This window comes from Microbacterium sp. H1-D42, from assembly GCF_022637555.1.
Classification (GTDB): domain Bacteria; phylum Actinomycetota; class Actinomycetes; order Actinomycetales; family Microbacteriaceae; genus Microbacterium.
Genome location: NZ_CP093342.1, coordinates 1,059,053 through 1,072,292, shown reverse-complemented (window position 1 = coordinate 1,072,292; position 13,240 = coordinate 1,059,053). Strand labels below are relative to the sequence as shown.

Below are 13,240 nucleotides of genomic sequence, written 5' to 3'. Positions count from 1 at the left end.
CTCACCCACCTGCCATCGTGCGGGCAATCTCCGAGGCGGAGTCGCCGGCGCGCTTGAGGACGTACGCCACCAGCGCCAGGGATGCCAGGGTGAGCAGCAGCATGATCGTCGAGACGGCCGCGATCTCGGGCCGCAGGCCGCTGCGCAGCGAGCTGAGCACGTACACCGGCCATGGGGTCGTTCCAGACACCTGCACGAACGCCGAGACGACCGTGTTGTCGAGGCTGAGCGTGAACGACAGCAGGAAGCCGGCCAGTACCGCCGGCATCGCCAGCGGCAGCGTCACCTTCAGGAACGTGCGCAGCGGCGGGGCGAACAGGTCGGCCGAGGCCTCTTCCAGCCGGGCATCCAGCCCGACCAGTCTGGCTCGCACGATGTACGAGACGATCGCCACCGAGAACAGCGAATGGCCGATCACGAGCCGCACCGTGCCGTCGTTGAAGATCGACATCCCGAGGTCCTGACCGAGGAAGACCAGCCACGGCAGCAGCGCGACCGCGTCGACGATCTCGGGGGTCACCGAGACCAGCAGCAGGAGTCCGAGGAACCACCACACCCATTTGCCGGGGCGGCGCGCCATGGCGACGCCGGCGAGCGTTCCCACCAGCGACGCGAACAGCGCGGCGATCAGGCCGGTGCGCAGCGAGACCAGCACGGCCTCGCGCACGACGGGCTTCTCGACGATCGCGGCGAACGGCGCCAGGCTGAAGCTCTCCCAGGCCACCAGCAGTCGACCCGAGTTGAACGACGCGAAGATGATCACCACGATCGGCAGGAACAGGAACGCGAACACCAGCACCGACCAGATCGTGAGGACGGTGTTCCCGGCGCCGGGGCCGCGGCGGCGGACGCGTGCGTCGCTCATGATGCCTTCTCCAGTACAAGACGATTGCGGTTGCGGAACGGCAGCGAGATCAGCCACAGGATCGCGGCCGCGACCACGATCGTCAGCATGATGATGAGGATGAGCATCACGGCCATGGCCGAACCAAGCGCCCAGTTCTGCGCGGTGCCGAACTGGCTGGCCACGAGCTGGCCGATCATGTTGCCCTGCGCGCCGCCGAGGACGGTCGCGGTGATGTAGTCGCCCATCAGCGGAATGAACACCAGCAGGACGCCGGCGATGATGCCAGGCTGCGCCAGGGGAACGGTGACCCGAAGGAAGGTCCTGACCGAGCTGGCGCCGAGGTCCTTGCTCGCCTCGCGCAGCGGTGTGCCCACGCGATCGAACGCGACGTACAGCGGCAGGATCATCAGCGGCAGGTAGTTGTAGACGACGCCGATCAGCACGGCACCGCGGGTGTAGAGGATGTCGATCGGACCGTCCAGCAGCCCGATCGCCTGCAGACCAGACGACAGCCAGCCGTCGGGCGAGAGGATCACCTGCCAGCCGAGGGTGCGCACCAGGAAGTTCGTCCAGAACGGCACCATGACCAGTGCCAGCAGCAGACCGCGCCGTGACGGCGGCGCCTTCACGGCCATCCAGTACGCGACCGGCGCACCGATCACCAGGCACAGCAGCGTGCCGAGCACGCCGACCCAAAGGGTGTTCTGGAAGGTCGCGAAGAACGTCGGCGACATCGCCTCGGCGTAGCGGTCGAGCGAGAGCACGTCGTTCGCGTGGGTGCCGAAGATGCCCGGTTTGTAACCGAAGCTGAACCACACGACCATCCCGATCGGGGCGATGAAGAAGATGGCGAGCCACACCCACGCGGGCACGGCCAGCCCGAAGCGGGGGCTACGCACCTGCTGCGGCCTTCGTCTTGTTCCACATCTCCACGATGCGACCCTGCGCCTCGGTGACCTTGCCCTCGTGCATGGTGGCGATCTGCTCAGGAGTGAAGAACACCATGTCGAGCATTTCGAGCTCCGCGTCCTCTGCAGCGGCGCGGATGTCCTTGGCGCCGGTGTCGTATCCGATGTAGTCGACCTGGGCGAGCTGGTTGTCAGGGGTGAGGATGAAGTTCAGGAACGCGTGCGCGGCCTCGGGGTGCGGCGCGCCGACCGCCAGTGCCCAGTTGTCCATCCACAGCTCGGTGTCGGGCGCACCGAGCACCCACTGCCAGCGGTCGGGGTCCGGCGACTCCTGGATGCCGATGCGGGCGTCACCGTTCCACACCTGCATCAGCGCGTGCGAGGCCTGCGGGATGGCCGCACCGCCCGGGTACGAGTCGAAGGCCGAGATGTGCGGCGCGAGGTCGTTCACCAGGAAGTTCTCGCAGGCATCGAGATCGTCGGGATCGGTGGTGTTCCAGTCGATGCCGTTGGCCCAGTAGTAGATGCCGCCGAGCGGTGCCGGGTCATCGAGCACGGAGGTCTTGCCGGATGCCTCGTTCTGCGCCGCGTCGATGAAGTCGCTCCAGGTCTTGAGCTCGCGGGTGATGACGGTCTTGTCGTAGACGAATCCGGTGGTGCCCCAGGCCTTGCAGATCGAGTACTCGTTCTTCGGGTCCCAGGCACGACCGAGGAATGCCGGGTCCATGTACTTGATGTTCGGGATGAGATCGAGGTTGATCTTGCTCAGCAGCCCGTTCTCGATCATCTGCGGGATGAACACCCCGGTCGGCACGACGAGGTCGTAGCCGCTGGTGCCCTTGGCCGCGACCAGTTTGGCGATCATCTCCTCATTCGAGGCGAAGGTGTCCATGATGACCTTCACGCCGGAATCGTCGGAGAATGCCTTGACGACCTCTGGGGCGTCGTAGTCGCCCCAGCTGTAGACCGACAGCTCCTTCTCGAGGTCGCCGCCTGTGGCCTGCGGGGCAGGTGCCGAGCCGCCACCAGGCGAGCAGGCGGTGAGCACGCCGGCGGCGCCCAGCGCCGCGACGACGCCGAGGAAGCCGCGACGCGAGAGGTGGCGGCGGACGAGGGGCGCGACAGAGGCGTCGGCCAGGATTCGGATGCTGGTGCTGTCGTTCATGATGGGCACTCCTTCGTGCTTCGGTAGGTGCTTCTCGGGTATTCGCGTGCGGGTCGAGGGCGGGTCAGGCCCGGACGCTGTCGGGCAGGGTGATGACGTGGGTGGATGCCAGGGGCGCGCCGTCTGCGGCGAAGAGGCGAACGGCTGAGGGGGACCAGACGCATCGCACGTCGTCGTCCACCGCCACGTTCGGAGCGCTGGGCGCCGGTGTGCGCACCAGCAGGGTCTGGCTGCCCGCGCCTACCACGACCTGCAGCGTCTCGCCGAGGTACGAGACGCTCAGCACTCGGGCATCCACTCCGGTGCCGGCGGAACCGGCGGCCTCGAGGCGGATGAACTCGGGACGGATCGCGGCGACGGCCGCACCGCCGGCGGGGACGGCATCCGCGCCCCATCCGCCGGCGATCACGCCGAGCTCGGTGTCGATGGCATCGCCATCTGCGGTGACCGTGCCCTGCAGGAAGTTCTGCTGCCCGATGAACGAGGCGACATAGGCGGAGGCGGGGGCGGCGTAGATCCGCTCCGGGGCATCGAGCTGCTCGATGCGTCCGGCGCGCATGACGGCGATCCGGTCGCTCATCGACAGCGCTTCGCCCTGGTCGTGGGTGACGAAGACGAACGTCGTGCCGAGGCGCGCCTGCAGCAGCTTCAGCTCGACCTGCATCTCTTCACGCAGCTGGCGGTCGAGGGCTGCTAGCGGCTCGTCGAGCAGCAGGACGCTCGGCCGGTTGATCAGCGCGCGCGACAGCGCGATGCGCTGCTGCTGACCGCCGGAGAGCATGGTCGGCTTGCGGTTGGCGAACTTGCGCAGCTGCACCATGTCGAGGGCGGCGGCGACGCGTTCCCGCTGCTCGGCCTTGGGCACGCGGCGCTGCTGCAGCCCGTACGCGACGTTCTCGGCGACCGTCATGTGCGGGAACAGTGCGTACGCCTGGAAGACGGTGTTCACCTCGCGCTTGTGGGGAGGCAGGCCGAGCACGCTGCGACCGGAGATGCTGATGTCACCGCTGTCGGGATGCTCGAACCCGGCGATCATGCGCAGCGTGGTCGTCTTGCCGCAGCCGGACGGTCCGAGCAGCGAGAGGAACTCGCCAGGCTGCACCGAAAGGGTGAGGTCATCGACGGCGACGGCGTCGCCGTAGCGCTTGGTGACACCGGCGATCTCCACACCACCGGTCGGGTTGCCGGTTTCGGATGCGGGCGCCGCGAGAGCGGAATCGGTCATGGAACCTCCACGGTGAGATCTGACGTGCAGTCAGTCAACCACAGGTTCAGGCGGAGGTACAGCGAAAAACGAAGAATACGGCCAGTGACGCGACGATATCCGTTGTCAAATTGATACTTGACTACGGATATGAACTACTTCCGATCGAAATCGAACGCCTTCAGCAGCTCGCCGACGGCCTGATCCCGCTGGTCACCGCCCTCTTCGAACATGTGCGTGACGTGCGTGCGCAGGTGATTCTCGAGCAGCAGCCGATTCAGGGATTCCAGGGAGCGCTGAATGGCCCGGGACTGCGTGATGATGTCCATGCAGTACTCCTCGCTCTCGATCATCCGCGCGACGCCGCGCAGCTGCCCCTCGAGGATGCTGGTGCGGTGCATGGCGCGCTTCTTGATGTCTTCGATCACACTCCGAGCGTAGTCGGCGCAGCCCCTGTACGGCCGTGAAACGGGAACAGCCGTGAAAGGATGACGACATGACGCGCACACCGATGGCACTGCTCTCTGCAGCCGACCAGGAGCGTCTGCGCGGACTGCGACGTATGAAGGCGGTGGCGCTGGGCGCGCTGCTGTTCATGGCGGTGCTGTTCGTGATCTCCTTCGCGCTGCAAGCCCGCTATCCCTGGCTCGACTACGTGCGGGCCGCGGCCGAGGGCGGCATGGTCGGCGCCCTGGCCGACTGGTTCGCCGTCACCGCGCTCTTCCGCAGACCGCTCGGTCTGCCCATCCCGCACACCGCGATCATCCCCAACCGCAAGGACGAGATCGGCCGCACGCTCGGCGAGTTCGTCGAGACCAATTTCCTCTCGGCCGATGTCGTGCGCGAGAAGCTGTCGAACACGGCCGTCGCCAGGCGACTCGGCGAGTGGCTCGCCCAGCCTGCGCACGCCGGGCGCGTCGCCGCCGAGGGCTCCACGATCGCCGCCGCCGTGCTGCGCGCGCTCAGCGATGACGATGTGCGCGATCTGATCGCCGATCTCGCCCGCGAGCATCTCGTGGACCCCGAATGGGGCCCGCCGGCAGGTGCCTGGCTGGAGAAGATCGTGCAAGCCGATGCGCATCGCGGTGCGGTGGACCTGGCCGTGGACAGCATCGGCAACTGGCTCGACAACAACGCCGCGGCCTTCCACGGGCTCATCTCGAGGCGCCTGCCCGGCTGGGTGCCGCGTCTGGCGCATCGCTTCGTCGACGAGACGGCGTACAGCGAGGCGGTGAAGTTCGTACGGGCTGTGCAGACCGACCCTCGCCACCCGGCGCGGATCGCCCTCGACGGATACCTGCATCGCCTCGCCGACGGCCTGCAGCACGACCCCGCGATGCGCGCCCGTCTGGAGGGTGCGAAGGCGAACCTGTTCGACAGTCCTCGTGTCGGCGAACTCGCCGCCCAGGCGTGGAACACGGCGAAGGCCGGGCTGCTGTCGTCCCTCGCCGACCCGCAGAGCGGCCTGCGCACGCGCGCCACGAGTGCGCTTGCCGAGATCGGGCAGCGGCTGACATCGGATGCTGCCCTGCAGGCCCGAGTGGACGGCTGGGTGACCGAGGCCGCTGTCTTCCTCGTCGACCGCTACCGGCACGACATCGCCTCGATCATCACCGATACGGTGGAGCGCTGGGATCCAGCCGAGACCACCGAGAAGATCGAGCTCATGGTCGGCCGTGACCTGCAGTACATCCGTCTGAACGGCACCGTCGTCGGTGCCCTCGCCGGCGTGGCGATCTTCACCATCGCGCACGCTCTGATCCCAGGAGTCTGACATGGCCGCCGCTGCGAAACTGGCACACGATCCGTCCTGGCCGCGCGCCGGCGGCTGGCCCGCATTCGACGGAAGTCGCGTCGACGCTGCGCTGCTCGGCGTGCCGGTCTGGCGCACCTCGCTCTCCCCGACCGGCGCGCACGCGACGCCGGCCGCAGTGCGCGAGGCGCTCGCCCGATTCAGCCCCACACTGATGGGTCCCCCGCCGGTCGATCTGGGCGAGGCGCTGCGGATCGCCGACGCCGGCGACGTCGAAGACCCGGACGGCGACGAGGGCACCGAGCGCACCGTCGCCAGGGTGGCGGAGCTGTCAGCATCCACCCGCCGCGTGATCGCGCTGGGCGGAGACAACTCCCTCACCTACTCCGTCGCACGCGGCGCGGCAGCGACCGGCCTGATCACCTTCGATGCGCACTTCGATCTGCGCGACGGCGTCTCCAACGGCACCCCGGTGCGCCGGCTCGTCGAGGACGGCCCTGCGGAGCAGCGCATCGATCCGCGGCACATCGTGCAGATCGGCATCGCCGACTTCGCGAACTCGGCGTTCTACGCGCAGCGCGCAGCCGACTGGGGCATCCGCGTCATCACGCTCGACGAACTGCGCCGTCGCGGCATCGACGATGTGACGGCCGAAGCGCTCGAGATCGCGGGAGCGGGATCGGATTCCCGGATCCATCTCGACATCGACGTGGACGTGTGCGATCGCTCGGTCGCCCCCGGCTGCCCGGCGAGCGTGCCGGGCGGATTGGCCGCATGGGAACTGCGGGCGCTCACCCGCGGCGTCGCGTCGGATGCCCGCGTCGTCAGCGCCGACCTCGCCGAGGTGGATGCCACGGTCGACGCACCGGACGGCCGCACCGTGCGCCTCGCCGCACTGTGCGTGCTCGAGCTGCTGGCGGGCCTGGTCGCGAGCTGACGGACCGCTGAAGTCCTCAGCCTCGGATCGCGTCGGCGATCGGGACGGTGCCGTCGTTGAACCGGATCGTGCGGCCGATCGTCGTGTCGTCGTGCACGGCAGCCGCGATCACCTGGGCGACGTTCGCACGCGACACCTCGCCTGAAGTCTCCGCTGTCGTGTCGATGAGGCCGGTGGGCGGATCCAGCGTCAGCCGGCTCGGGCCGAGCACCGTCCACGCCAGCTCGGATGCCCGCAGGTGCTCATCGGCGGCCGCCTTCGCCTCGGCGTACGCATAGAACGAGTTCGCGGGGTCGATGCCGTGGTCGGGTGACGCGTCGAAGTACGACACCATGACGTACCGTCGCACGCCGGCATCCGCTGCCGCGTCCATCGAGCGCACGGCGGCCTCGAGATCGACGGCCGTGGTGCGTGCCGGGTCACCGCCGCCAGCACCCGCGGACCACACCACCGCATCTTGACCGGCGATCACAGCCGCGATCGCTTCGCGGTCACCGTGTTCGATGTCGAACACGACCGGCGTCGCGCCGGTCGCCCGCACCGTGTCGGCGTGCGCGGGATTGCGGATCACCGAGGTGACCTCATCACCTTGTGAGACCAGGATCGGGGCGAGCAGAAGTGCGACCTTGCCGTGGCCGCCGACGATGAGGATTCGAGCCATGCCTCCCACGCTACCCTCGTCCGGATCGCGCGGGGCCGTCCGGTCAGCGCACCTGCGCGCCGTCCTTCCAGACGTGCTTGACCAGCGGAACGCCGGGCCGGTAGGCCAGATGCACCCTGGTCGGCGCATCGAGCAGCACGATGTCCGCCCGCTTGCCTGGCGCGATCACGCCGATGTCGTCGCGTCGCAGCGCGCTGGCGCCTCCCGCGGTCGCTGCCCAGATCGCCTCGGCCGTCGTCATGCCCATCTCCCGCACGGCGACCGCGATGCAGAACGACATCGACGAGGTGAAGCTCGAGCCGGGATTCGTGTCGCACGCCAGCGCGACCGTGATGCCGGCGTCGATCAGACGGCGCGCATCCGGATACGGCTGGCGGGTGGAGAACTCCACGCCGGGCAGCAGTGTGAGCACGGTGTCGGATGCTGCGAGGGCTGTGACATCGGCGTCGGTCAGGTAGGTGCCGTGATCGACGGATGCGGCGCCGAGCTCGATCGCGAGCTGCACCCCGTCTCCTGGGCCCAGCTGACTGGCGTGCACGCGGGGCTGCAGCCCACGGGCGATGCCGGCCTCGAGCACCCGCCGCGCCTGCGGCACGGTGAATGCACCGGTCTCGCAGAACACGTCGATCCACTTGCTGTGCGGCGCGCACGCGTCGAGCATCTCGCCGACCACCAGGTCGACGTACTCGTCGCTGCGGTCGGCGTACTCGATCGGCACGACATGGGCGCCGAGGTACGTGACCTCTTCGGTCACCTCTGCGGCCAGTCGGACCAGGCGCGCCTCGGTGTCGACGTCGAGCCCGTACCCGCTCTTGATCTCCACCGTCGTGGTGCCCTGCGCGAGCATCTCGCCGAGGAATCCGCGCACGCGCGCGCGCAGCTCGTCGTCGGATGCTGCCCGCGTGGCGGCGACGGTGGATCGGATGCCTCCGGCGGCATACTTCTGCCCCGCCATGCGGGCCTCGAACTCCTCAGCCCTGTCACCGCCGAACACGATGTGGCTGTGGCTGTCGACGAATCCGGGGATGACGGCTCTGCCCCCGGCATCCACCTCTTGGTATCCCTCGGCGTCGGTCGGCACGTCATCCGCTTCGCCTGCCCACTCGATCCGGCCATGGTCGATCAGCACCGCCGCGTCGTGCAGGGCACCGGTCGGGTCCGCGGACGACGGGTCGTTGGTGGTCAGCTCACCGATGTTCGTGATCAGCGTTCGCATACGGGCATCCTCTCAGAGCATCGGGATGTTCAGACCGCGCTCGCGGGCGATCTCCTTGGCGTGCTCGTACCCGGCATCCACGTGGCGCATGACGCCGGTGCCCGGATCGTTCGTCAGCACCCGCTCCAACTTCTGGGCGGCGAGCTCGGTGCCGTCCGCGACCGTCACCTGACCCGCGTGGATCGAGCGTCCGATGCCCACTCCGCCGCCATGGTGCAGTGACACCCAGCTCGCGCCGGAGGCGGTGTTCAGCAGCGCATTGAGCAGGGGCCAGTCGGCGATGGCATCCGATCCGTCCTTCATCGCCTCGGTCTCGCGATACGGCGAGGCGACCGAGCCGGAGTCGAGGTGATCGCGGCCGATCACGATCGGCGCCTTGAGCTCGCCTGAGGCCACCATCTCGTTGAACTTGAGCCCTGCGAGGTGGCGCTCCTTGTATCCGAGCCAGCAGATGCGGGCGGGCAGACCTTCGAAGTGCACCTTCTCGCCGGCCTTCTCCAGCCAGCGGTGCAGGGCCTTGTCCTCGGGGAAGAGCTCGGCGATGGCGCGGTCGGTGGCGTAGATGTCCTCCGGGTCGCCGGAGAGGGCTGCCCAGCGGAACGGTCCGCGTCCTTCCTCGAACTGCGGACGGATGTATGCCGGCACGAATCCGGGGAACTCGAAGGCGCGGTCGCAGCCGCCGAGCTGCGCTTCAGCGCGGATGGAGTTGCCGTAGTCGAAGACCGCAGCTCCGGCGTCCTGGAAAGCCACCATCGCTGCGACGTGGGCGGCCATCGACTCCCGGGAGCGGATGGTGAACGCCTCGGGGTCGCGCTCCACCTCGGTCTTCCAGTCCTCGACAGAGATGCCGAGCGGCAGGTATGCGAGCGGGTCGTGAGCACTGGTCTGGTCGGTGACGACATCGATCGGCACACCGCGCTGCAGCAGCTCGGGGAACACCTCGGCGGCGTTGCCCACGACGCCCACCGAGAGCGCGACGCCTGCCTGCTTGGCTGTGACGACGCGCGCGATGGCGGCGTCGAGATCGGTGGTGTACTCATCGAGGTACCCGTGCTCGACCCGACGCGCCAGACGCGACTCGTCGACGTCGACGATCAGCACGACGCCGTCGTTGAGCGTGACGGCGAGGGGCTGTGCGCCACCCATGCCGCCGGCACCGCCGGTGAGCGTCAGCGTGCCCTTCAGCGAGTCCCGGCCGAGCGAGCGGGCGACAGCGGCGAAGGTCTCGTAGGTGCCCTGCAGAATGCCCTGCGTGCCGATGTAGATCCAGGAGCCCGCGGTCATCTGGCCGTACATCATCAGGCCGAGCGACTCCAGCCGGCGGAACTCGGGCCAGGTGGCCCAGTCGCCGACGAGGTTGGAGTTGGCGATCAGCACCCGCGGTGCCCACTCGTGGGTGCGGAACACCCCGACCGGCTTGCCGGACTGCACGAGCAGCGTCTCGTCCGGCTCGAGCTCGTCGAGCGTGCGCACGATCGCGTCGTACGCCTCCCAGCTGCGCGCCGCGCGGCCGGTGCCGCCGTAGACGACGAGGTCCTCGGGGTGCTCGGCGACCTCGGCGTCGAGGTTGTTCATCAGCATCCGCTTGGCAGCCTCGGCGCCCCAGCTCTTCGCGGTGCGCTCATTGCCGCGTGCGGCGCGGACCTTGCGTGTCGGGTCGTGGAGGGTGGGCTCAGACATTCGCATGCTCCTTCGCAGTGCGGAGGACAGCACCCGAGCGCACGAGCTCGGTGACGGCCTCCATGTCGGGTGAGAGGAAGTGGTCGGGTCCGGGGCCGGCAGCCACGGTGCGGACGAGGTCTCGGACGGCGCCGGTCGCGGGTCCTGCCTGCAGCGGGGCGCGCAGGTCGAGGGCACGGGCGCCGGTGAGGATCTCGATGGCGAGCACGCGGGTGAGCCCGTCGATCGCGCGGCGCAGCTTGCGGGCGCCTGCCCAGCCCATCGACACGTGGTCCTCCTGCATCGCCGAGGACGGAATGGAGTCGACCGATGCCGGTACGGCGAGGCGCTTGAGCTCCGAGACGATGCCGGCGGCCGCGTACTGCGCGATCATCAGGCCGGAATCGACGCCGACCTCATGAGCGAGGAACGGCGGAAGGCCGTGGCTGCGTGCCGGGTCGAGCGCGCGGTCGGTGCGCCGCTCGGAGACGGATGCCAGGTCGGCGACGGAGATCGCCAGAAAGTCCAGTACGGCGGCGATGGGTGCGCCGTGGAAGTTGCCGTTGGACTCGATGCGTCCGTCGCTGGTGACGACGGGGTTGTCGACGACGGAGGCCAGCTCGCGCTCGGCGATCAGCGCGGCGTGCGACATCGTGTCGCGCACCGCGCCGTGCACCTGCGGCGAGCAGCGCAGCGAGTAGGCGTCCTGCACACGGCCGTCCTCAGGCCCCTTGTGGCTGTGCACCATGGGAGAGTCGCCGAGGAAGGCGCGCAGGTTCGCGGCGGATGCTGCCTGTCCGAGCTGCGGACGCAGCGCCATGAGGTCGGCGGCGAAGACCGCATCCGTGCCGAGCTGCGATTCGATCGACATCGCGGCGGAGAGGTCGGCCGTGCTCACGAGCGTCTCGAGGTCGTGCAGCGCGAGCAGCAGCATCCCGAGCATTCCGTCCGTGCCGTTGATGAGGGCGAGGCCCTCCTTCTCGACGAGCACGAGCGGGGTGATGGATGCTGCGGCGAGGGCGTCCGCAGCCGGCACCAGCGCGCCGGAGCTGTCGTGCACGTCTCCCTCCCCCATCGCCGCCAGGGCGACGTGGGCCAGGGGCGCGAGGTCTCCGGAGCAGCCGAGTGAGCCGTACTCGCGAACGATCGGGGTGATGCCGGCGTTGAGCATGGCCGCATAGCAGTCGACGACCACCGGGCGCACGCCGGTGTGGCCGGAGGCGAGCGTCTGCAGGCGCAGCAGCTGCAGCGCGCGCACCACCTCATTCTCGATCTCGGCGCCCGTGCCGGCCGCGTGGGACCGGATCAGGCTGACCTGCAGCTGGCGCCGCCGCTCTTGCGCGATGAAGGTCGTGGCCAGCGCGCCGAACCCGGTGGAAACGCCGTAGTGCGGGTTCGGGGCGGCCGCGCGGCCGTCGATCACCGCGCGCGCCGCGGCGACACGGTCTCGGGCGCCGGCGCTGATCTCGACGGCGACGCCGTGTCTGGCGACAGCGACGACCTCAGCAGGAGTCAGAGGACGATCGCCGATGAGCACGGAAGAAGATGACTGCATGATCTGATTCCACACTGTCCACTCCACGATCGGGAGCACCCATGACAGACTGTGTCTGTGATCCCAGACTCAGCGCACGGATCGGCATCCACTGCACCGGCGCCACAGGTGCCGGCGGCCGATCAGACGCTGCGCATCCTGCGCCATCTCGCCCGGCGCCCGGCGCCTGTCGCGGCATCGACGCTGGCCAGAGATCTGGTGATCCCCCGGTCGACCGTGTACCACCTGCTGGCGACCCTCGAGGCACATGGCTTCGTCGTGCACCTCGCGCAGGAGCGGCGCTGGGGCCTCGGCACGAGCGCATTCGAGCTGGCCGGAGGCTACGCACGCCAGGAGCCGCTCGCGCGCCTCGGGCGACCGGTGATCGCGGCCCTCGCTGACCGCGTGGGTGAGAATGCGCATCTGGCTGTGATGAGCGGACGTGACGTGCTCTACATCGTCGAAGAGCGCGCAGCCCGCCGCCCGGCGCTGGTGACGGATGTCGGCGTGCGTCTGCCTGCGCACCTCACGGCGACGGGGCGAGCCATGCTGAGCACACTCCCCGCTGCGCAGGTGCGGGCGCTGTATCCGGACGCCGACGCATTCACCGACCGCACCGGCCGTGGGCCGTCCCGCCCCTCACAACTGCGGGAGGTGCTGCGCGAGGTGCGGAGCACGGGCCTCGCGACCGAAGACGGTGAAGTCACAGCCGGGTTCCGGTCCGTTGCGGTCGCCGTTCGAGATCATGCGGGCTGGCCGGCGGCCGCAGTGGCTGTGACGTGGGAACAGCATCGTGAACCGGATCCGACTGAAGCGGTTCGTGACGCGGCGCACAGCCTGGAGTCCCGCCTGGGGTACGTCTCGCAGCGCAGTTGAGACAAGAAAGGGGCGTCAGAGGATTCCGTGTGTACGGATTCCCCGACGCCCCTGGAGCTTGGGATCAGATCAACTGCTCGCGCCCTTGCGAGGCTTGATGAACGCCTCAGGCTCCCGTTTCGCGCGCTTCTCGGCTCTCTTCTCCTTGGGCGAGAGCTTCGGCGCCTTCTTTCCTGCTCGTGATTGCGGTGTCTTTCCAGACATATGACTCGCTTCCCCTTCTTCTGGCTGGCGGGCTGTAACCATCGACCATAGCCCGCCCACAGGGGAAGTCAAATCACGGGCGCGTTAACGCAAAAGAGCCACCCAACTTTGGGTGGCTCTTTTGTTTAGAAGAAGTCCGGCGGTGTCCTACTCTCCCACAGGGTCCCCCCTGCAGTACCATCGGCGCTGTGAGGCTTAGCTTCCGGGTTCGGAATGTGACCGGGCGTTTCCCTCACGCTATGGCCGCCGTAACACTATTGACATGTATCGGCAACA

12 protein-coding genes and 1 rRNA gene are annotated in these 13,240 nt (G+C 68.6%); 3 read left to right on the top strand and 10 right to left on the bottom strand.

Annotated elements, in window-relative coordinates:
- Position 1 precedes the first annotated feature (1 nt).
- From MNR00_RS05115 to MNR00_RS05095, 5 genes are all read right to left on the bottom strand, one after another.
- Positions 2-865, bottom strand: coding sequence for an ABC transporter permease (locus MNR00_RS05115; RefSeq protein WP_241928089.1), 864 nt, complete (start codon positions 863-865; stop codon positions 2-4).
- The gene (locus MNR00_RS05110; protein ID WP_241928088.1) at positions 862-1,746 is read right to left on the bottom strand and encodes an ABC transporter permease; all 885 of its coding nucleotides are present in this window, start codon (positions 1,744-1,746) and stop codon (positions 862-864) included. Before MNR00_RS05110 ends, MNR00_RS05115 begins: the two co-directional genes overlap by 4 nt.
- On the bottom strand, positions 1,739-2,920 hold the full coding sequence (locus MNR00_RS05105; protein ID WP_241928087.1) for a spermidine/putrescine ABC transporter substrate-binding protein: 1,182 nt from the start codon (positions 2,918-2,920) through the stop codon (positions 1,739-1,741). The genes MNR00_RS05110 and MNR00_RS05105 overlap by 8 nt, the downstream gene beginning before the upstream one ends.
- Positions 2,921-2,984: 64 nt before the next feature.
- Positions 2,985-4,145 (bottom strand): ABC transporter ATP-binding protein, encoded by a 1,161-nt coding sequence (locus tag MNR00_RS05100; protein ID WP_241928086.1) that lies wholly within the window; start codon positions 4,143-4,145, stop codon positions 2,985-2,987.
- Positions 4,146-4,279: 134 nt separating this feature from the next.
- Entirely contained in the window at positions 4,280-4,552 is a 273-nt protein-coding gene (locus MNR00_RS05095; RefSeq protein ID WP_241928085.1) for a metal-sensitive transcriptional regulator, read from the bottom strand.
- Positions 4,553-4,620: 68 nt separating this feature from the next.
- Between MNR00_RS05095 and MNR00_RS05090 the strand changes: the two genes are divergently transcribed.
- Both MNR00_RS05090 and MNR00_RS05085 read left to right on the top strand, forming a co-directional pair.
- Positions 4,621-5,898 (top strand): DUF445 family protein, encoded by a 1,278-nt coding sequence (locus tag MNR00_RS05090; RefSeq protein WP_241928084.1) that lies wholly within the window; start codon positions 4,621-4,623, stop codon positions 5,896-5,898.
- A 1-nt stretch (position 5,899) separates the two neighbouring features.
- The gene (locus tag MNR00_RS05085) at positions 5,900-6,814 is read left to right on the top strand and encodes an agmatinase family protein (RefSeq protein ID WP_241928083.1); all 915 of its coding nucleotides are present in this window, start codon (positions 5,900-5,902) and stop codon (positions 6,812-6,814) included.
- Positions 6,815-6,830: 16 nt separating this feature from the next.
- On the opposite strand, the gene MNR00_RS05080 is transcribed toward MNR00_RS05085, so the two are convergent.
- The 4 genes from MNR00_RS05080 to hutH are packed head-to-tail and all read right to left on the bottom strand — an operon-like array spanning position 6,831 to position 11,905.
- Entirely contained in the window at positions 6,831-7,475 is a 645-nt protein-coding gene (locus MNR00_RS05080; RefSeq protein ID WP_241928082.1) for an SDR family oxidoreductase, read from the bottom strand.
- Positions 7,476-7,518: 43 nt separating this feature from the next.
- The gene (gene hutI / locus MNR00_RS05075) at positions 7,519-8,691 is read right to left on the bottom strand and encodes an imidazolonepropionase (RefSeq protein ID WP_241928081.1); all 1,173 of its coding nucleotides are present in this window, start codon (positions 8,689-8,691) and stop codon (positions 7,519-7,521) included.
- A gap of 12 nt (positions 8,692-8,703) precedes the next feature.
- Positions 8,704-10,371, bottom strand: a complete 1,668-nt coding sequence (gene hutU / locus MNR00_RS05070) for a urocanate hydratase (RefSeq protein ID WP_241928080.1) — start codon at positions 10,369-10,371, stop codon at positions 8,704-8,706.
- A complete protein-coding gene (gene hutH / locus MNR00_RS05065; RefSeq protein WP_241928079.1) occupies positions 10,364-11,905 on the bottom strand; it encodes a histidine ammonia-lyase in 1,542 nt (513 codons plus the stop codon). Before hutH ends, hutU begins: the two co-directional genes overlap by 8 nt.
- 51 nt (positions 11,906-11,956) lie before the next feature.
- Between hutH and MNR00_RS05060 the strand changes: the two genes are divergently transcribed.
- The gene (locus MNR00_RS05060) at positions 11,957-12,760 is read left to right on the top strand and encodes an IclR family transcriptional regulator (RefSeq protein WP_241928078.1); all 804 of its coding nucleotides are present in this window, start codon (positions 11,957-11,959) and stop codon (positions 12,758-12,760) included.
- A gap of 338 nt (positions 12,761-13,098) precedes the next feature.
- Here MNR00_RS05060 and rrf read toward each other — a convergent pair.
- Positions 13,099-13,215 (bottom strand): 5S ribosomal RNA (gene rrf, locus MNR00_RS05055).
- Between the last annotated feature and the right edge of the window lie 25 nt (positions 13,216-13,240).

Bases quoted from the DNA above. Each gene is read 5' to 3' on its own strand.
- MNR00_RS05080 (WP_241928082.1), bottom strand. From the start codon at position 7,475: ATGGCTCGAATCCTCATCGTCGGCGGCCACGGCAAGGTCGCACTTCTG.
- MNR00_RS05115 (WP_241928089.1), bottom strand. From the start codon at position 865: ATGAGCGACGCACGCGTCCGCCGCCGCGGCCCCGGCGCCGGGAACACC.
- MNR00_RS05100 (WP_241928086.1), bottom strand. From the start codon at position 4,145: ATGACCGATTCCGCTCTCGCGGCGCCCGCATCCGAAACCGGCAACCCG.
- MNR00_RS05090 (WP_241928084.1), top strand. From the start codon at position 4,621: ATGACGCGCACACCGATGGCACTGCTCTCTGCAGCCGACCAGGAGCGT.
- hutI (WP_241928081.1), bottom strand. From the start codon at position 8,691: ATGCGAACGCTGATCACGAACATCGGTGAGCTGACCACCAACGACCCG.
- MNR00_RS05105 (WP_241928087.1), bottom strand. From the start codon at position 2,920: ATGAACGACAGCACCAGCATCCGAATCCTGGCCGACGCCTCTGTCGCG.
- hutH (WP_241928079.1), bottom strand. From the start codon at position 11,905: ATGCAGTCATCTTCTTCCGTGCTCATCGGCGATCGTCCTCTGACTCCT.
- hutU (WP_241928080.1), bottom strand. From the start codon at position 10,371: ATGTCTGAGCCCACCCTCCACGACCCGACACGCAAGGTCCGCGCCGCA.
- MNR00_RS05085 (WP_241928083.1), top strand. From the start codon at position 5,900: ATGGCCGCCGCTGCGAAACTGGCACACGATCCGTCCTGGCCGCGCGCC.